Source organism: Mesorhizobium sp. M7A.F.Ca.MR.362.00.0.0 (assembly GCF_004023175.1).
GTDB lineage: Bacteria > Pseudomonadota > Alphaproteobacteria > Rhizobiales > Rhizobiaceae > Mesorhizobium.
Window position 1 is genome coordinate 1 of sequence record NZ_RZTF01000092.1, and the last position, 18,641, is coordinate 18,641.

At 62.9% G+C, this 18,641-nt stretch carries 17 protein-coding genes and 2 pseudogenes; 13 read left to right on the forward strand and 6 right to left on the reverse strand.

Annotated features, from left to right (window positions below; genetic code table 11):
- On the forward strand, positions 1 to 620 hold a 620-nt coding region (locus EOC06_RS14275), incomplete at its 5' end, for a gamma-glutamyl-gamma-aminobutyrate hydrolase family protein (RefSeq protein WP_164898576.1).
- Positions 621 to 625: 5 nt separating this feature from the next.
- On the forward strand, positions 626 to 1,573 hold the full coding sequence (locus EOC06_RS14280; protein WP_023809882.1) for a cation diffusion facilitator family transporter: 948 nt from the start codon (positions 626 to 628) through the stop codon (positions 1,571 to 1,573).
- A 202-nt stretch (positions 1,574 to 1,775) separates the two neighbouring features.
- On the opposite strand, the gene EOC06_RS14285 is transcribed toward EOC06_RS14280, so the two are convergent.
- Together EOC06_RS14285 and EOC06_RS14290 are read right to left on the reverse strand one after the other, a co-directional pair.
- Positions 1,776 to 1,982, reverse strand: a complete 207-nt coding sequence (locus EOC06_RS14285; RefSeq protein ID WP_032808618.1) for an antitoxin — start codon at positions 1,980 to 1,982, stop codon at positions 1,776 to 1,778.
- A gap of 19 nt (positions 1,983 to 2,001) precedes the next feature.
- Positions 2,002 to 3,105: a hypothetical protein gene (locus EOC06_RS14290; RefSeq protein WP_128308072.1), complete on the reverse strand. Its 1,104-nt coding sequence runs from the start codon at positions 3,103 to 3,105 to the stop codon at positions 2,002 to 2,004.
- Positions 3,106 to 3,207: 102 nt separating this feature from the next.
- Here EOC06_RS14290 and EOC06_RS14295 point away from each other — a divergent pair, with 102 nt between their 5' ends.
- The 6 genes and pseudogenes from EOC06_RS14295 (at position 3,208) to EOC06_RS14320 (ending at position 6,935) form a co-directional block, all read left to right on the forward strand.
- Positions 3,208 to 3,645, forward strand: a complete 438-nt coding sequence (locus tag EOC06_RS14295; protein WP_127270547.1) for a DsrE family protein — start codon at positions 3,208 to 3,210, stop codon at positions 3,643 to 3,645.
- Positions 3,646 to 3,795: 150 nt separating this feature from the next.
- Positions 3,796 to 4,575 carry an SDR family NAD(P)-dependent oxidoreductase gene (locus EOC06_RS14300; RefSeq protein WP_127270549.1) on the forward strand — a complete coding sequence of 260 codons (780 nt, stop codon included), beginning with the start codon at positions 3,796 to 3,798 and terminating at the stop codon, positions 4,573 to 4,575.
- A 63-nt stretch (positions 4,576 to 4,638) separates the two neighbouring features.
- Positions 4,639 to 4,946 (forward strand): annotated as a pseudogene (locus EOC06_RS14305) (putative quinol monooxygenase).
- A gap of 161 nt (positions 4,947 to 5,107) precedes the next feature.
- Positions 5,108 to 5,353: a type II toxin-antitoxin system Phd/YefM family antitoxin gene (locus EOC06_RS14310; protein WP_056595839.1), complete on the forward strand. Its 246-nt coding sequence runs from the start codon at positions 5,108 to 5,110 to the stop codon at positions 5,351 to 5,353.
- Positions 5,350 to 5,736: a type II toxin-antitoxin system VapC family toxin gene (locus EOC06_RS14315; RefSeq protein WP_127270551.1), complete on the forward strand. Its 387-nt coding sequence runs from the start codon at positions 5,350 to 5,352 to the stop codon at positions 5,734 to 5,736. Before EOC06_RS14310 ends, EOC06_RS14315 begins: the two co-directional genes overlap by 4 nt.
- A 95-nt stretch (positions 5,737 to 5,831) precedes the next feature.
- Positions 5,832 to 6,935 (forward strand): annotated as a pseudogene (locus EOC06_RS14320) (AbrB family transcriptional regulator).
- Between the two features lie 7 nt (positions 6,936 to 6,942).
- Here EOC06_RS14320 and EOC06_RS14325 read toward each other — a convergent pair.
- Both EOC06_RS14325 and EOC06_RS14330 read right to left on the reverse strand, forming a co-directional pair.
- Positions 6,943 to 8,022, reverse strand: coding sequence for a siderophore-interacting protein (locus EOC06_RS14325; protein ID WP_128308073.1), 1,080 nt, complete (start codon positions 8,020 to 8,022; stop codon positions 6,943 to 6,945).
- A gap of 129 nt (positions 8,023 to 8,151) precedes the next feature.
- Positions 8,152 to 9,045 (reverse strand): LysR family transcriptional regulator, encoded by an 894-nt coding sequence (locus tag EOC06_RS14330; RefSeq protein WP_128308074.1) that lies wholly within the window; start codon positions 9,043 to 9,045, stop codon positions 8,152 to 8,154.
- Between the two features lie 147 nt (positions 9,046 to 9,192).
- Here EOC06_RS14330 and EOC06_RS14335 point away from each other — a divergent pair, with 147 nt between their 5' ends.
- The gene (locus EOC06_RS14335) at positions 9,193 to 10,728 is read left to right on the forward strand and encodes an MFS transporter (RefSeq protein WP_128308075.1); all 1,536 of its coding nucleotides are present in this window, start codon (positions 9,193 to 9,195) and stop codon (positions 10,726 to 10,728) included.
- A gap of 23 nt (positions 10,729 to 10,751) precedes the next feature.
- Here the strand turns inward: EOC06_RS14335 and EOC06_RS14340 are convergent, their stop codons facing one another.
- Both EOC06_RS14340 and EOC06_RS14345 read right to left on the reverse strand, forming a co-directional pair.
- Positions 10,752 to 11,528 (reverse strand): esterase family protein, encoded by a 777-nt coding sequence (locus EOC06_RS14340; RefSeq protein WP_127326753.1) that lies wholly within the window; start codon positions 11,526 to 11,528, stop codon positions 10,752 to 10,754.
- Positions 11,529 to 11,532: 4 nt separating this feature from the next.
- A complete protein-coding gene (locus tag EOC06_RS14345; RefSeq protein ID WP_127271680.1) occupies positions 11,533 to 12,699 on the reverse strand; it encodes an ATP-grasp domain-containing protein in 1,167 nt (388 codons plus the stop codon).
- A gap of 423 nt (positions 12,700 to 13,122) precedes the next feature.
- Between EOC06_RS14345 and leuA the strand changes: the two genes are divergently transcribed.
- From leuA to EOC06_RS14370, 4 genes are all read left to right on the forward strand, one after another.
- Complete coding sequence (gene leuA, locus EOC06_RS14355) at positions 13,123 to 14,901, forward strand: 2-isopropylmalate synthase (RefSeq protein ID WP_128308076.1); 1,779 nt, start codon at positions 13,123 to 13,125, stop codon at positions 14,899 to 14,901.
- Between the two features lie 184 nt (positions 14,902 to 15,085).
- The gene (locus EOC06_RS14360; RefSeq protein ID WP_128308077.1) at positions 15,086 to 16,861 is read left to right on the forward strand and encodes a M48 family metallopeptidase; all 1,776 of its coding nucleotides are present in this window, start codon (positions 15,086 to 15,088) and stop codon (positions 16,859 to 16,861) included.
- A 191-nt stretch (positions 16,862 to 17,052) separates the two neighbouring features.
- A complete protein-coding gene (locus tag EOC06_RS14365) occupies positions 17,053 to 17,856 on the forward strand; it encodes an alpha/beta fold hydrolase (RefSeq protein WP_128308078.1) in 804 nt (267 codons plus the stop codon).
- Between the two features lie 113 nt (positions 17,857 to 17,969).
- On the forward strand, positions 17,970 to 18,587 hold the full coding sequence (locus EOC06_RS14370) for a hypothetical protein (protein ID WP_127317851.1): 618 nt from the start codon (positions 17,970 to 17,972) through the stop codon (positions 18,585 to 18,587).
- Positions 18,588 to 18,641: the final 54 nt, after the last annotated feature.

Sequence of the window (18,641 nt, forward strand, 5' to 3'; positions counted from 1 at the left end):
GCGTCGGCGACGGCGTCAACATCCTGCTGGTCGACCACGAGGATAGTTTCGTCCACACGCTGGCCAATTATTTCCGCCAGACCGGCGCCAACGTCTCGACCGTTCGCTCGCCGGTGCCTGAGGAAGTCTTCGACCGGCTGAAACCCGATCTCGTCGTGCTGTCGCCCGGCCCCGGCACGCCGAAGGACTTCGATTGCGCCGCAACCATCAAGAAGGCGCGCGCCCGCGAACTGCCGATCTTCGGCGTCTGCCTTGGCCTGCAGGCATTGGCGGAGGCCTATGGCGGCGAACTGCGGCAGCTGCACATACCGATGCACGGCAAGCCCTCGCGCATCCGGGTCTCCAAGCCCGGCATCATCTTCTCGGGCCTGCCCAAGGAAGTGACCGTCGGCCGCTACCACTCGATCTTTGCCGATCCGGTGCGCCTGCCCGACGATTTCATCGTCACGGCGGAGACCGAGGACGGCATCATCATGGCCTTCGAACACCGCAAGGAGCCGATCGCCGCGGTACAGTTCCACCCGGAATCGATCATGACGCTCGGCCACAATGCTGGCATGCGCATCATCGAGAACATCGTCGCCCACCTGCCCCGCAAGGCCAAGGAAAAGGCCGCCTGACGATCATGGCTGAAGCCGAGAACACGATGGCGATCGCGGCCAAGGCGGCCGCGAAGCGCAAAATCGCCAATCTCGCCTTCTGGTCGATTATCGTCGCTTTTGTCGTGCTCGCGCTGAAGGCTGCCGCCTGGTACGTCACCGGCTCGGTGGCGCTCTACTCAGACGCCTTGGAATCGATCGTCAACGTCATTGCCTCGGTTGCAGCCTTCTGGGCGATCCAGGTCAGCCACAAGCCGGCCGACCAGGACCACCCTTTCGGCCATCACAAGGCCGAGTATTTCTCGGCGGTGCTGGAAGGCGTGCTGATCGTGCTCGCCGCCCTTTTGATCCTCAACGAGGTCTGGCGCCACTGGCAGACCCCGGCACCGCTCGAACAGCCCTGGGAAGGTCTTGCCGTCAACGGCGTCGCTACGGTCATCAACGCCTTCTGGGCCTGGACGTTGATCCGCGCCGGCAGGGCGGAGAAATCACCGGCACTGGTCGCCGACGGCAACCACATCATGACCGACGTGGTCACCTCGATCGGCGTCTTCGGCGGCCTGGTCGGAGCGATCCTGACCGGCTGGCAGATCCTTGACCCCGCACTTGCCGTCCTCGTGGCTTTGAACATCCTGTGGCAGGGCTGGCATGTCATAGGCTCGTCGATGAACGGCCTGATGGACCGCGCCGTCGACACCCAGGAACACATGCGCATCCGTGACGTCATCTCGGCCAATTGCAAGGGCGCGCTGGAGGTTCACGACCTCAAGACGCGCATCGCCGGCCGCGCCACCTTCATCGAGTTTCATCTGGTCGTCGACGCAGACATGTCGGTCGGCGCCAGCCATGTCATCTGCGACCGCATCGAGGACGCGCTGAAAGCCGAAATCCCCTCGGTGCGCGTCACCATCCATGTCGAGCCCGACGACGAGGCCAAGCTGCCGAAGGGCACAACCGCCGTGCCGTTTGCCTGAGGCGATTTCCTGTAGCGACTTGGGAAAATTAACCGAAGCTTCTCGACTTCGTCATCCACGGGCGAAGCAGGAGCGAAGCTCCGTCGCGGAGACCCGAGGATCCATGCCGCGACCTTGTCCGTAGAGTGCAGCGGAACAGAATTCTGCACCGCAGCAGCGCTCAGATGTCACGCATGGATCCTATGGTCTGCGCCGCCAGTCTCTATCGGCCTTCCAAAGCTGCCTCAACAAAATCGTCGTCAAGTGGCCCGGTCAAACTGTCGAGCCAGACCCAATCCTGCGCAAGCGGTTCGAGAACGACCGCTCGGCCCTCGCGACGGATTGAAATCTCGCCGGTATCGAAACGGTATTTCTTCGGCATGCGTACTGCTTGCGATCCGCCAGACCAAAAGACTTTTGCCTTATCCATTCGCGCCCTCCATTGAAGCTCAAGGCGAGCAGGCCGATTGCGGCATCGGCTGCAGCCGATAGACCTTGTCGTCGGATTTCGTCTTGCCATCGGCGGCCTTCGAACACAGGTCGACGATCGCGAGCGCGCTGTTGGGATTTGCCAGCATCATCGTGCCATTGAGGCCACGCTTGAGGAAAATCTCCTTCTGCGCGATGTCGCAGGAAGAATCGCTCATCTTCGAACTGGCCGCGCAGCGCCACTGGTCGGCTTCGCCCTGGCAGGAATAGGTCTGCGTAACCTCAGCCGATTTCTGCCGTGTGGTGACGGTAACGGCAATGTCGGCGCCGTCTGGCCAGTTGGCGGCGTCGCCACCCGAGGCGAAGGACGCCAGCTCTACCTTGCCGCGGAAAACCCGGATCGACTGGGTGAGTTGATCGGGGTGCGAGCCGAGATGCGCCGCATCGTAGTCGCGCCCATAGCAGAAGGCCTGGTCCGGCTTCAGCCGCTCGCGCAGCGGCGGGCCTAGCGCCGGGTCGACCGGATCGATGCGCGCGAACTCCGCCTTGCAGGTCGCCGCTGGGATCGGGTCGAGGCGAAAATTGTCGTCATCCTTGCCGAGTGCCTGCCTGCTATATTCCGCAGCGCCAAGCTCTTCTTCCGAACCGGCATCGAGATAGATGTCGGGCTGCAGATCCGAGAGGAACAGCCGGCCCTTGTCGTCGACCTTCAGCGACGCAAGCGTCCGGTCGCATTCCATGCCGCAATGAACCGGGCCTGTCTTGCCGTCCTCTGACGCATGATTGCACCAGCCGCCGGCCCATTCCGGCGACTTGGCGCCGCGCACGGTGGTGGCGATGAAAGCATTGTAGGACGTGTCGGAATTCACGGTCGGTTCCTCGTTCGGCCGGCTGACCGGATCATGGCCGTAGTAGAAGAAGATCCGCGTTACCTTCTGCTTCGGGTGCGCCTTGAGATGCCCCGCATCATAGACGCGGCCGAAACAGGCATCAGCGCCGTTCGGACTGAGTTCGGTGAGCTTCAGCGCATCGTCGGCGGAGGCCGATCCGGCAAGCAAGCCAAGCAGCGCCGCGCCAAACCCGGCGCCGGCGACTGTCTTCCATTCCCCTGCCCTGAACGCCATGTGATCTCTCCTCCGCATCGACAGGACGCAACGTCAATTTATGCTAGTATTGCGGCCGCAGCCACGCAATTCGCGGCGGGCCGCCAAGCGGAGGAGGATTCCATGCGTCGGCGCGATATGTTCCGCGCGGTTCTTGCCGGAACCGGAACGCTTCTCGGTTTGCGGGCAGCACAGGCAGCCGCCACCGAGCCCGCAAGGCAAAAAGTCGCCTACCACTTGAGCGACACCGACAAGGTCAATTTCGTGCTCGGCAACATCAAGAACCACTATGAGGGCACCGGCGGCAATGTCGACATCGTGCTGGTCGTGCATGGTCCCGCGCTCGCGGCCTTCAAGTCGAAAGGCATATCGGCCGCGATTTCCGGGCGCTTCGCCGGCCTGGTGCGGCAGGGGCTGGAACCCCATGCCTGCGCCAACACCATGCAAGGCATGGATATTTCGCTCCCCGACCTGCTCGCCGGGTTTCATGCCGCCGACAAGGGCGGCGTCGTCAAACTCGCCGAACTGCAAGGCCAGGGTTACGCCTATCTGCATCCGTAGAGCGGTTTGTTTGGCGCAAATTCCCCGAGGGAAAGCGCTACTCGCTTTGCCGGGAAACCGCTCCACACGTTTCCTTGAATTGCTCAAAGGCTTGAACACCGGGGTGGCAAGGGCCTACGAAGGACAGGCAGACCTCCCGGAGGAAGAACCGTGCCAGCCACCACACTCAGCATACCCGATCTTGCCGGCAAGGCGGTGCTGGTCACCGGTGCGTCGACCGGCATCGGAGCGGCGCTCGCGCTGGCCTATGCAGCGCAGAAATGCAAGGTGGCGCTGCACTACAATTCGAGTCAAGACGCCGCCGAGAAGCTCGGCCTGACGATTGCCGACAAGGGCGGCGAGGTGTTTCTCGTTCAGGGCGATTTTTCCGTTGCCGCCGATGTCGAGCGCGTCGTCGAGGACAGCGCGCAATATTTCGGCCGCCTCGACGGGCTGGTCAACAATGCCGGCGGCATGCTTGGCCGCATCCCTTATGCCGAGCAGACCGAGGCGCATTACGACGCTGTGATGGACCTCAATGCGCGCTCGGTGCTGACTGCTTCGCGCAAGGCGATCCCGTGGCTGAAGAAACAGGGCGGCTTCATCGTCAACACCTCCTCGATCGCCGCGCGCAACGGCGCCGGCGGCGGCGCCGGGCTTTACGGCTCAGCCAAGGCCTTCGTCTCCAATGTGACGCGCGGCATGGCCAAGGAACTGATCGGCTTCGGCATCCGCGTCAACGCGGTAGCGCCCGGAACCATTCTCACCCCGTTCCACGAGCGCTATTCGACCGACGAGCAGATGAAGGGCATGGTCGCCACCATTCCGCAGGGACGCGCCGGCACGGCGCAGGATTGCGTCGGCGCCTATCTGTTCCTCTCTTCGGACCTTCTCAGCGGCTACATCACCGGCCAGGTGATCGAGGTGAATGGCGGCCAGTTGATGCCTTGAACGGCTACCGGCATACTGGCGGTCTGCATGTTCTTGTCGAAAACCTCAAAGGGAGACAACGGAATGTACGGACTGATCGGCAAGATGCGGGCGGCGCGCGGCCAGCGTGACGCGGTCATGGACCTTCTGCGCGACAGTACAGGCGCCCTGCCGGGCTGCCTGAGCTATATCAGCGCGCGCGACCCCGCCGATGCCGACGCGATCTGGGTCACCGAAGTGTGGACCGACGCCGAAAGCCCAAGGCCTCGCTGCAGCTTCCCGAAGTCCAGGCGGCGATCGCCAAGGCGCGGCCGTTCATCGCCGGTTTTGAATTCCAGGTCGAAACCCACCCCGTCGGCGGCTTCGGGCTGGCTGACGGCAAGACGGGGTGATCCGCCCACGGCTTGATGCCGAGGCGAGGGTTCGCACTCCAGGTGCAATATCGACAGGTGAACAATCTCGACCCCGGGTTTTGCCAGTCATCGCGCTCCACTTGTAATTCTCTGAAAATGGACTAAGTTCTGTGGACTAAGTCCACTTGGAGAAACCTGCGATGCAGACCGTGAACATCCACAATGCGAAGACCAATCTTTCACGTCTCGTTGACCGAGCTGCCAAAGGTGAGCCGTTCATCATCGCCAAGGCGGGCAAACCATTGGTGAAAGTCGTGCCTATCGATCAGCCGGCCTCGTCGCAGGCGCGAAGGGTCGGTTTTATGGCCGGCCAGTTTTCCGTTCCCGACGATTTCGACCGCATGGGTGGCGAGGAGATTGAGCAACTGTTCGGTGTCAACACTTGAAACTGCTACTCGACACCCATTTGCTGCTGTGGGCGGCTGGCGAACCGGATCGGCTAACACCTGCGGCTCTCGCCGAGATTGAGGACCCCGAGAACGAATTGCTGTTCAGTCCCGCCAGCCTTTGGGAGATCGCAATCAAACGAGGACTGGGACGGGATGATTTCCAGGTCGATCCCCGTTTGCTCCGGCGAGGCCTATTCGACAATGGCTATCACGACTTGCCGATCACCAGTGAACATGCCCTCGCCATCGACGGACTTCCGGCGATCCACAAGGATCCCTTCGATCGAATCCTGGTCGCCCAGGCAACCATTGAGGGGATTACCTTGCTGACGATGGACGATCTTGTCGCCCGTTATCCCGGTCCTATCCGAAAGCTCTGACACCTTGGTAAACTGCGTGACTCGCGCGTCACACAGCTTCCTTTTTCGGCAAAGCGGGGGTTCGCATCGTCCCGCTTCAAGTCTAAGACCGAAACATGGATTCCTCGGCCGAGCAGCCATCCCCGGACCTGCCCACACTCGAGCGCATGGCGCGGATGCGCAAGCTCTGGCAGTGGCTTGCCCTGCTGGTTGTTTCCCTGCTGTTTGCCGGCGCGCTGGAACTCGCCACCCTGCCGGCGGCGTTGCTGATCGGACCGATGCTGGCGGCCATCGTCGCCGGCACCAATGACGCCACGGTGCGTGTGCCGCGTCTTCTGTTCGGCGCCGCCCAGGCGATCGTCGGCTGCCTCGTCGCCAGCTCGATCTCGGCCGACATCTTTCCGGTCTTCTACCAGGAATGGCCGCTGTTTTTAGGCGTCGTGGTGGCGACCGTCACTGCCTCCAGCCTGCTCGGCTGGCTGATCAGCCGCTGGCGCATCCTGCCCGGCACCACCGCCGTCTGAGGCTCGTCGCCGGGTGCGGCCACCGCCATGGTGCTGATGGCCGGCGCGTTCGGCGCCGACCAGCGCCTCGTCGCTTTCATGCAATATCTGCGCGTCATCTTCGTCTCGATGACCGCAGCACTCGTTGCCAAGATGTGGGTCGACACCTCGGGCGTCGAAATCCCGCCCATCGTCTGGTTTCCGCCGATCGACCGCCAGGCCTTCGCCGCCACCATCGGCATCGCGCTGGTTGGCGGCCTGTCGGGAAAGATTTTCCGGCTGCCCTCGCCCTTCTTCCTCGGCACCTTTATCTTCGGCACCGTCGTCCATCTTGGCTTGGGCGTGGAGATGCAATTGCCGCAATGGCTGCTGGCCGTCAGCTACGCCATGGTCGGCTGGTCGATCGGCCTGAACTTCACAAGGGCGATCCTGCGCCATGCAACGCGCGCATTGCCGCAGATCATCGCCTCGATCGTGGCGCTGATCGCCTTTTGCGGCGGCCTTGCCTTCCTGATCAGCCATCTCCTGGGCATCGATCCGCTGACCGCCTATCTGGCGACCAGCCCCGGCGGCATGGACAGCATCGCCATCATCGCCGCCGCCGCGCAGAACGTCGACATCTCCTTCGTCATGGCCCTGCAATCGGCACGCTTCCTGATCGTGCTGCTGGTCGGCCCGAGCGTCGCTCGGCTGGTGGCCAGAAGCGTCAGGCAATAAGCAGCGACTAGTCCTCGCCGCCCTCGCCCACGCTATGCGCATCCCGACGCCAGTAGGCCGTAACCAGGTGCCGGTCGCGCGGCAGGCCCCACTGCTTGCGCACGATCTTGCGTATCTCCCGGAAATCGCCGAATTCGCAACTTGCCCAGACGTACAGGCCGTCGGCAAGCGCCATGTGATTGCGCTCACGCAAGGCGGTCGACAATAGGCCTGCGGTGCCGGCCTCGAGGCCGCGCCGGTAAAGCCAGGTGATGTCGATATTGTCCCCTTGCGCCAGCGCCATTCGGTCATCCGGGCTATCGACCTCGATCAGCGCCTCGGCACGTGTTGATGGCGGCAGATGCTCCAAAATCCTGCCGATGGCGGGCAGCGCGGTGTCGTCGCCGAGCAGAAGCAAGGTCTGCGCCACCGGGGCGTCGCCGCCGCCGGGTCCGATCATGCCGATGACGTCTCCCGCCCGTGCGTTTTGCGCGAATGTGGCGGCGGGCGTGTTCTGGCCGGGGTGCAACACGAAATCGACATCGAGCCAACCGCTTGCGGCATCCAGCGCCCGGATCGTGTAGACCCGCACGGCAAGCGCATCGTCGCCAGAAGGCCAGACGATCAAGCCGTCAGCGCCCATCGTCGGCCAAACCAGCCGGCGGCCAGGCGGCGGCAGCAGCAGCCGCATGTGCAGGCCGCCATGGCTAAACCGGCCGAGATCCTTGCCGGCGAAGCGCAGGCGCTGCATATGCGCCGATATCCGCGTCGACGACATCACCGTGATCTCGCGGAAGAAGACCGGAGTACCGGCGTCGCTGCCGTCGCCTTGCCAATGGATGCCCTTGGTCGTGCCGAGATGTTCGGCGACATGGCCGGCGACCGTCATCTTCATGTAGGACAGGCAGGTTTCGTCTGTCGCCGCGACGCGGATCAGCACGCTTTCATCATCGAGCGTAGCGCTCAACGAGCCGTAGTAGAGGCGGAGCTCCCACTGGTCGGCAACGCCAGTGTCAATCTCGAATTCGCTGTGCTCTGCGCGCAGCCGGTCCATCACCGATCTGATCGCCGCGTCGCTGATCCGGGTTTGCGCGCTAAGTTGGTCCATCGCTCAAGTCCTTCGAAACGGTTCGGGCAAGGCGCCGCGCGGCACCCTCACCGTCAGCGGCATGCCACAGCCGCTCCGATGTTTCCACAGAAACATGACAATAATAATCATATTTATTCGATGAGTTGGCTACGAGCCGCTTGTCGCAGCAAGTCGCTCGGGAAGGAAATCAACGAAGACGCGCACCTTCGGCGACAGATGGCGATTGGAGGGCCACAGCATCCGGAACTGGCCACGGCCGTCGACATGACCATCGAGGACGGTACGCAGCCTGTCTTCGTGCAGCGCCTCGCGCACCAGGAAATCCGGCATGCAAGCTATGCCGAGGCCGGCGAGCGTGGCGCCCTTCAAGGCTTCCATGTTGTTGCAGGTCAGCATCGAGCGGATCTGCGGTTCGGCGCTTCCGGTAGTGAACGGCCACTCCAGCAGCCTGCCGCTGTTCAGGAAGCGGAAGTTTATGCCGAAATGTCTGATGAGATCAGCCGGCACGCTGGGGGCGCCATGGCGGTCCAGGTAGGAGGGCGCCGCGCACAGCAGCATGCGAAAGGGCGCAACGGGTCTCGACACAAGGCGCGAATCCGGCAGTTCGCCGCTGCGGATCGCGACATCGATACCCTCGTCGATGACGTCGACGATCCGGTCGTTGAAATCGATGTCGAGCTCGATCTCGGGATAGCGTGCCATGAACTCCGACAGCACCGGCAGCAGCAGATGATAGGTGACGATCGGGGTGGATATGCGCAGCCGCCCACGCGGTGTTTCCCGTGTCTGCGACAGCATCGCCTCGGCATCGTCGATGTCGTCGAGGATGCGGCGCACCCGCTCGTTGAACAGCTTGCCCTCTTCCGTCAGGCCAATGCGCCGCGTGCTGCGCTGCAGGAGCCGCACGCCGAGTTCCTGCTCGAGCCGGGCGACACTTTTGCCCACAGCGGAAGCCGAGATGCCAAGCGCCCGCCCGGCGGCGACGAAACTGCCGAATTCGGCGGTGCGGGCGAAGGCCAGGAGCGCGTTGAGACGATCCATTGCGTCATTCCATTCGAGCGTTTCAGTCCGATATGCCAGGAGATATAACACCATTTTTCCTGAAACGCCGACGACCTATCTTGTCATCACGACCGGCTCCGCAATCGCGCGGGCCACCGGCGAGTACTGTTTCAGATAGGGAAATCCATGACTTCCAGGACCACAACCGGCTCTGCCGAGAGATGGCTCGTGCTCTTGTCCGTGTGCCTTGCCGCGATGACGATGCCCTTGACCTTCACCGGTCCGGCCGTCGCTCTGTCGCGCATCGCGGCCGATCTCGGCGGCAGTCCGATCGAGCTCAACTGGGTGACAAACGCCTTCATGCTGACCTTCGGCGCCACCCTGATGGCGTCGGGCGCTCTGGCCGACAATCATGGGCGCAAGCGCCTCTTCCTCGTCGGCCTCTCCCTCTATGTCCTGGCGTCGCTGGGCGCGATGCTGGCGCCGGACATCATCTGGTTCGACATTTTCCGCGCCGCGCAGGGTATCGGCAGTGCGGCCGCCTTCGCTGGCGGCGCCTCGGCACTTGCCCAGGAATTCGAAGGGCCGTTGCGGCTGCGCGCCTTCAGCTTCCTCGGCACCAGTTTCGGCGTCGGCCTCGCCTTCGGCCCAATCGCGTCGGGCCTGCTCATCTCTGCATTCGGCTGGCGGTCGATCTTTCTTCTGGTTGCAGCACTCGCGATTGCCGCCGCCATGCTCGGCCTGCGCACCATCAGGGAATCGCGCGACCCGGATGCGACGGGCCTAGATTGGGCGGGAGCCGGCACCTTCACGATCGCGCTGGCGTCGCTGACCTATGGCGTGCTCCAGGCCCCGCAGAGCGGCTGGGCCGATCCCCTCGTCGTCTCCCTTCTGGCCGCTTCTGCCATCTGTTTTGTCGCCTTCGTCGTTGTCGAGCGGCGAGCACAACGGCCGATGCTCGATCTCACGCTGTTTGCCTATCCCCGCTTCGTCGGCGTCCAGTTTCTGGCTGCGGCACCCGCTTACGCCTTCGTCGTCCTGCTCGTCCTGTTGCCGATCCGCTTCATCGGCATCGAGGGTATGAGCGAGATCAAGGCCGGGCAATTGATGATCTGCCTATCAGGCCCGCTGCTGATCCTGCCGATGCTCGCCGGACAGCTGGCGCGCTGGATCGCGCCGGCCACGATCTGCGGCGTCGGCCTGCTCGTCGCTGCCGCCGGGCTTGTCTGGCTAAGCCTGACACCACCGGTCGATAGTGCGCTGGTGGCGCCGCTGATGCTGATCGGCGTCGGCATCGCTTTGCCCTGGGGATTGATGGACGGGCTCGCCGTCAGTGTCGTGCCGAGAGAGCGCGCCGGCATGGCGGTCGGCATCTTCAACACCACCCGCGTCGCTTGCGAGGGCGTGGCGCTGGCGATCGTCATGGCGACCCTTTCCGGCTTTACCGCCGCGCATCTCGCCGCACAGGGAACGGCATCTTCGACGCAGGCAGCAGCGGCAGCCCAACTGCTGGTGACCGGCAATCTCGGCGAAGCAGCACAACATCTGCCCCAGGCTGGAGCCATTGTTCTGGTCCAGGCCTACGAGGCGGCGTTCGACAGGTTGCTGATCGTGCTGGCGGCAATCACCGTCATGACCGCCATCGTCGTCTTCCTTGGCCTGCGTCGCGGATCGGCGTCGGAACACGAGACCGTCGCTCTGCCGGCAGGCCAGGAAGGGTAGCTGTCAGCGGACGAGCCCCGCTGTCAGTCGAGCCTGTGCATCAGGTCCTCATCCAGCCAACGGCCGAAGAAATAGACCAGTTGCTTGTGCCACCATGGCCAGTCGTGGCTGACATCGCCGCCCCAGTAGTCGACCCAAGCGGGAATGGATTTGTCGCGCAGGATCTGTTCCAGCCTGCGCGTCTCGACCAGCATCCGCTCTTCCCAGGCGCCCTGGCCGCAGCAGAAGATCAGCCTGAGCGCCTTCAGCCGGGCCAGCAGTTTGGGATCGACGATGCCGGGCAGATAGTCGAGCGGCGAGTTGTAGAAAATGTCGCCCTCAAGCGCTTTGCCGAAGAAGTCGCGCGCCGAATAGACGCCCGACAGGGCAATGACGCCGCTGGCGAGTTCAGGAAAGCGGAAGACGAAGTTCGACGAGTGATAGCCGCCCATCGAACAGCCCGAGAACAGCGGCTTCAGCTTGCGCCCGCCATTGGCCTGCTCGGCTGTGGACAGGAAGTCCGGCAGCGCCTCCTCGCGCACATAGCGGAAATAGGCCTCGTGGCGGGCGATGCGGTGGGCGGCGTCGGCATGCTTGTCGAAGAAGGATTCAGAATCGACGCCGTCGACCGTGAACAGCTGGATGCGGCCGGTGTCGATGAATTCGGCCAGTGCGCCCACCCCGCCGGAATCCTCGAACTGGTAGAACCGGCCCTGCGAGGTCGGGAACACCACCACCGGCCGGCCGGCATGGCCGTAGCGCTTGTATTCCATGTCGCGGCCGAGCTGGCTCGAGAAATTCTTGTGATAGGAAATGTCCATCGCCTCACGCCTTTTCCGCGTGGATGTACGCGACCGCTGCACGCAACGCTGCTTCGTCCTTCGAGCGCATCTGGTAGGCGTAATTTCCCATGGCGCGGCTGAAAACCTCTTCGATGGCCTGATGGTGGACGATCTTGTCACGCTGCGCGGCTAGCACGTCCTCATGGCTGTGCAAATAGTGGAGGCGTCGCTTGCGGCTGGCATAGGCGGTGAAATACTTCCCCTCGTAAGGGCCGCCGGCGGCATCCCTGACCACCATGTCGGCCCATGCCGCGTAGACGTCGATGTCGAACGTGTAGTTAATGGCATCGGTCATCCAGGCGCCGGGCGGGCGCATGTTGACCTCCAGCGCGATGACCCGGTCGTCCTTGGTCTCGAACAGCTCGATGTGGAAGAAGCGTTCGCGCACGTCGAATGCTTTCAGGATCTTGCGGCCGGCCTCCTCGACCGCCGGGCTGATCCTGGGAAAGCAGGTGTAGCTCATATGGCGGTCCTTGTTGACCACCTCCATGACGCTCTGGTCGTAGCGGTGGCTGGCCGCCAGCACCACCTCGCCGTCGCGGTTGACCAGCCCGTCGAAGGTCACCACCAGCCCCTCTATGAACTGCTCCATGACGAAGGTCACGTCCTCGGGCTTGTCCCGGAAGAACTGGTCGAGCTCTTTGGCGTTGGAGATCTTGAAGGTGTTCGATGCGCCGGAACCGCTGTCGGGCTTGACCACGACGGGGTAGCCGACGCGCCGGATGAAAGTCATGGCCCCGGCACGGTCGGAGCATTTGCGCTGCGCGATGGTGTCGACGCCGCTCTTGCGGAAGAAGGCACGCATGCGGCTCTTGCGCTTCAGGTTCTTCACGAAATCGAGCTTGGTGCCGTAGATGTTGAAGTCGGTGCGTATGTTAGCTTCCAGCTCAAGCCAATGTTCGTTGAGCGATTCAAAACGGTCGATACGGCCCCATTTGTGGACGAAATGCCCCATCGCCCGAAACACCGGATCGTAGTCCTCCATGTTGGCGACGCGATAATATTCCGAAAGGGCTGCTTTCAGCTTGGCGTCGAGCGCGTCATAGGGCGCGTCGCCGATACCGAGCACCCTGGCCCCGGCCTTCTTCAAGCGGTCGCAGAAATCCGCGCCGTTGGCGGGAAAATGCGGCGAGAAGAACACGAAATTCATGGACGACCCCTCCCGCGACAGGGGCATCGAAACCCTGTCGATGCCCGAGTCTGGCGCATTTGCCGCGCGTGGGGAAGAGCGCGCATGTTCGGGACAACATCCGACAGATCACGGCCCGCCACGCGGCCCCCACTTGCCTCTCACAAGCCGCTCCTGTAAGAGAACCGCCATGAACACGCGCGCCACCAACGCTTCCCGTCCGACCGGTTTTTCCGGCGAGACCGTGCGCGCGCTGGCTTCGACCCTGCTTCTTCTCGGCCTTATCGGCGATCGCCGGGTTCGCTGAAGGAGCGCCCGGCGGTCGAACCGCCGCGCAAGCGCATGCTCCTTGGCAATCACATCAAGCGAACGAAATTCTGGTAAAGGCGCCGCTCGCCATCAGTCCACCGAAGGTGGATCCATGAGCCGCCGGGAGAAACGACGATGAACGCACGAGAAGAAATCCGCTCCGATGCCGCGGTAGCCGACACGGATTTGGCCAAAGGGATGCCCGACGCGGCTCGCAAATATCAGCCCTATCCGACCGTCGGCCTCACCGACCGGACCTGGCCTTCGAAGGTGATCGACAAGGCGCCGATCTGGTGCTCGGTCGACCTGCGCGACGGCAACCAGGCGCTGATCGATCCGATGGGCCATGAGCGCAAGGCACGCATGTTCGGCCTGCTGCTCGACATGGGCTTCAAGGAGATCGAGATCGGCTTCCCGTCGGCATCGCAGACCGATTTCGACTTTGCCCGCTGGTGCATCGAGGAAGGCAACGTGCCAGCCGATGTCTCGCTGCAGGTGCTGGTGCAGTGCCGACCGGAGTTGATCACCCGCACCTTCGAGGCGCTGAAGGGCGCCACCAACCCGATCGTCCATTTCTACAATTCGACCAGCGAGCTGCAGCGTCGCGTCGTCTTCGAAAAGGACGTCGGCGGCATCAAGCGCATCGCCACCGACGCCGCCAAGATGATCACCGACATGGCGGCCAAGGCCGGCGGAGGCTTTCGTTTCGAGTATTCGCCGGAGAGCTTTACCGGCACCGAGCTGGAAGTGGCGCTGGAGATCTGCAACGCCGTCACCGAGATCGTTAGGCCGACGGCGGACAACAAGCTGATCATCAACCTGCCCTCGACGGTCGAGATGTCGACCCCCAACATCTATGCCGATCGCATCGAGTGGATGTGCCGCAACCTCGACAACCGGGAAAACCTGCTGGTCTCGCTGCATCCGCACAATGACCGCGGCACCGGCATAGCCACCACCGAGCTCGGCCTGATGGCCGGCGCCGACCGCGTCGAAGGCACGCTGTTCGGCAATGGCGAGCGCACCGGCAATGTCGACATCGTCACGCTGGCGCTGAACATGTACACGCAAGGTGTCGATCCCTTGATCGATTGCTCCGACATCAACCGGATGAAGGACGTCTACGAATATTCGAACCAGTTGAAGATCCCCGAGCGCCATCCCTATGTCGGCGAACTCGTCTACACCGCCTTTTCCGGTTCGCACCAGGATGCCATCAACAAGGGCATGAAGGCGCTGAAGAAGGCCAATACGAGCCTGTGGGAAGTGCCCTATCTGCCGATCGACCCGGCCGATGTCGGACGCAGCTACGAAGCCATCATCCGCATCAATTCGCAGTCCGGCAAGGGCGGCATCGCCTATGTGCTGCAGGCCGATTACGGCCTCAACCTGCCGCGCAATCTGCAGATCGAGTTCAGCCAGGAAATCCAGGCGATCACCGATGCCGAGGGCAAGGAAGTGCCGGCCAGGCGCATCTACGAGCGCTTTATCGAGACCTATGTCGACCAGCCCGGCGCGCGGCTGAAATTCCTCGATCACCACACCTATCCCAGCACCGAGATCAAGGGCCGGCGCGTCGTCGAGGCGGTCATCCTCGACGACGGCAAGGAAGTGACGATTACAGGCACGGGTACCGGCCCGATCGATGGTTTCGTCAATGCGCTGTCGCGCCATGTCGGCGTCGAGATGTCGGTGCTCGACTATTCCGAGCACTCGATGCAGCGCGGCTCGAACGCGTCGGCCATTTCGTATGTCGAGATGGAGTATCCCAAGGGCAAGCTGTTCGGCGCCGGCATCAACACCAACATCGTCGCCGCCTCACTGGAGGCGGTGATGTCTGCCGCGAACCGTATCGTCGGTAACCGTGCCTGTAATCGTCACTTCCTTGCCGTCGTCGGTAAAAAAGCCGGCTGACGCCCGACGGGAACAAAGATCGGAACCCACCCAACCTGGTGATCGGTTCCGATCTTTCGGGCCATTAACCACCGCGGAATTATCCGGTGGGTACGTGATCGCATAACGGGGTGTATACTTGTGTGGTGGTGCGGGACCTATATGATCGCGCCTCAACCTGTGCCGACTTCGAGAGGATCGACACTTGCAGCATGCCACGCCTGCCGCCCCCGCAGTGCGCGAGACACTGGAGCGACTGCTTGCCAGCCAAACGTTCGGCCGATCCGAACGCGCGCGCAAGCTGCTGCGTTATCTTGTCGAACGTGAACAGGCCGGCGAAGCCGACAGGCTCAAGGGCTTTTCCATTGCCATGGATGTTTTCGGCAAGGACGGCGACTTCGATCCGTCCACCGATGCCGTGGTGCGTGTGCAGGCAGGCAGGCTGCGCGAGCTTCTGCAGCACTATTTTGCCAATGAGGGAATTGCCGAGCCGGTCCGCATCGCCATTCCGCGCGGCGGCTATGTTCCTGCCTATGAATTGAACGCGATCCGCCTGCCCGATATTGCCGAGTCTGTTCCCGAACTCAGGCTGGACGGCGCCGCATCCACCGATCGGTCAAACGAAGCCGGCACGGGCATGCTGGAGGCGATGTCTCTGGCTTCCGTACCATCTTCGCCGGCTCCCTCGGTGGCGCGCCATCTCCGCTTTTTCTGGATGGCGATCGCTCTGGTCATCGCCATGCTGGGCGTACTGATCCTTCGCCAGGGCAGCACTGCCTTGCTGGCAGGCGGCGACATCTCGGCAACGCCGGAGATCGCTGGCGCAACCGCAAGCATCACGGCATCGGCAAGGGCTGACGCCCTGCCGCAAGTCTATATCGGACTGAAGGCTGACGGCCCCGACGCCAGCCGTGTCGCCGCATCGCTGCGCGCCGGCCTGAGTGGCTTCGATACGATCGACTTCATCGGCCGCGACACCGTCGGCGATCCGGCCGACGACGCGACGAGCTTCATATTCGACGTCCTATCTGGACCGGACGCGGGCGACATCACGATCGAACTGCAAAGCATGGCGTCCGGACGGGTGCTTCTATCGCGCAATCTCACCCCCGCCGACAGCGCACCTGCCGCGGTCGAAGACCGTATCGCCGATATGCTTAGCTCGGCACTCCCCGCCTCCGGCACCATCTACAACTATATCGAGCAGACCGGCACGCCAAACGGTCTGACGCAATGTCTGCTGCTCAACGGCAAATATTATCTGGACCAGAACGCCAGGACCCATGAGGCGGCCTATCGTTGCCTCGAGAAGCTGGCCAATGGTGGAACCAAGTCCTCGCTCGTCTATTCGGAACTTGCTTCCCTGCATCTCGAGGCGGTGTCCGATCATTACGCCTATCCGCCCAACGCGACGATTGAAACAGCCGTCGAGTTTGCCCATCGCGGCGTGCAGATGGGTCCGACCAGCCCTTATGCCCATCGCTCCTACGGCTATGTCAGTTCGCGCCTCGGCAATACGGACGAAGCGATCCGCTGGATGCGCAAGGCCTATGAACTCAACCCCTACGATCTCGGCATGGCCGCCGCTTACGGCTACGGGCTGATCTTCGCCGGACGATATGTTGAGGGAACGCCGATCCTTGATCATGCGGCGGAGACCTTCAGCGGACACCCGACATGGTGGGATTATGGGCTGTTCGTCGGTGAGCTCATGCTCGGCGACATGAACAAGGCAGTCGCAGCCAGCATGGCCCTGAGAACGACGGCAACGAAATCACACTATCTGGCGGCGCGGCTGATCGGCGCCAAGGCTGCCGGACAGGATCATCTGGTGAGCACGCTGCTGAAACAACTGACCACCGAGTTCCCCAAATTTGCCGCCGATCCGCGGGCGACTTTCGTCGAGCGGAAATATCCGGCCGACCTGACCGACCGGCTGGTCCAGGCACTCCGCGCTGCCGGGCTCGGCAGCCAAAGCTGACACCATCGACGTCCGCGCACTGGCTGTGCCGCGTCCCGATGGATTTCCTGCGCTCCGATCGCCGATTGGTCGCCAAGTTCTGTACACAACCGTACAAATCGCGAAAATTTTACTGGTCATCACGTTGGACTAGGAGCAATTCAGCCACCATTGGGTGTCGCGCATTCTGCAATAACAAAAAATCAGCTTTCATGACCGCATCACTTTTTGCCGCCGAAGAGGGTGTTGGCTCGAAGGCCATCGTCCTGTTGCACGGTTTCGGCGGCTGCCATGATGTATGGCGCGAGGTGATTTCCGCCCTGACGCCTTCCACGCATACGCTGGCCTATGATCTGCCTGGGCACGGGTTGTCGCTCGATTTTCCCGCCGCCGGTCCCGCCAGGGTGGCAGCCAAGGCCGTGCTCGCCGATCTCTCGGAGCGTCGCCTGAAGCGCGTTCATCTCGTGGGCCACTCGATGGGCGGTGCCGTGGCGGCGCTGATGGCGCTGGCCGAGCCCGAAAAGATAGCCTCGCTGACGCTTCTGGCGCCGGGCGGCCTTGGCCCCGAAATCAATGGACCGCTATTGCGCCGCTATGCCGAAGCCTCGGATCGGTCCGAGATCCGCTCCTGCCTCGCCGTCATGTCGGGACCTTCAGCCCCGCCACTCGAACATACGGTCGACACCCTTTGGGAAATGCGCAGGCGACCCGGCCAACTCGAAAAGCTCGTCGAGATCGCAGCCGCCATGACCGTGGACGGTCGGCAAGGCGTCATCCCACACGATCGCCTCGATGGACTGAACATGCCGGTGATGGTGGCATGGGGAATCAGCGATGCGGTGCTGCCCTTTACCCAGGCGGATGACCTGCCGGCGCATTTTCACGTGCACCACGTGCTGGAGGCCGGCCATATGCTGGCTGAGGAAGCCCCCGACCTTGTTGCCGAGATCATTCGCCGCAACACCAATCGTCGCGCCAGGCCACACCGCCAGAAATTCGCCGCCGCAGCCAGCTGACCTTTTTCGCGCACGACAACCTTCCTGGACACCCGGGGCCGTCGATCTCGCCAGTGCATTTTGCCGGCGGCTGTGTTAACCCGGTGTTAACCAAACCTACGAGGCAGACGCCGATGAAGGAAGCAGGCGAGAAGACCATCGACCAGTCCAAGAAACTGTCCGATGCCATCCGTGATGTCAAAAATGCCTTCGCCGACCGCGACGACGTCGTCGTCGACATGCGCGAGGCGCATCGCATGCGTCTCGATCTGCTCGCCGCCGAACTGGCACCGGTTTTTGCCGATGTTCCGGCCGATATGGACAATTTCGACTTTGTCGTCTCGTCCGGCTTGCAGCCGCGCCTGTGGATCGACGCCATCAGCCATGTCGCCATGGGGCGCGACCGCCGGACCTATCGCTTCCTCAAGGACACCCGTATCGGCCGAGTGGTGCTTGCCGAATCCACCGAGATGAAGCCGGTTGCCGATTCCGTGACGCGCTATGTCGCCGAGCGCATCGTCGAGCGTCAGAGGATGCTGGAAGGCGGCGTCGAACCCGCCGTCGCCGGCCTGAAACGTGCCTATGTGCCGGAAGCCGAACCGCCGCTGCGCGCAGCGGAGCGCGGCAAACGCTGGTCGGCCCTTCTGTCCGGGCTTGGCCTGGTCGCTGCCGGCGCACTGGTCGGCCTTGTGGTGTCGGTCGTCCTGTTCTGGGACCGCATCGTGGCCATGGTTGTCAATTTGCGGCCATAGCGGCCTCGGCGCCAAGCTCCACCGTCTGCAGATCGGATGGCGGTATGGACGGCC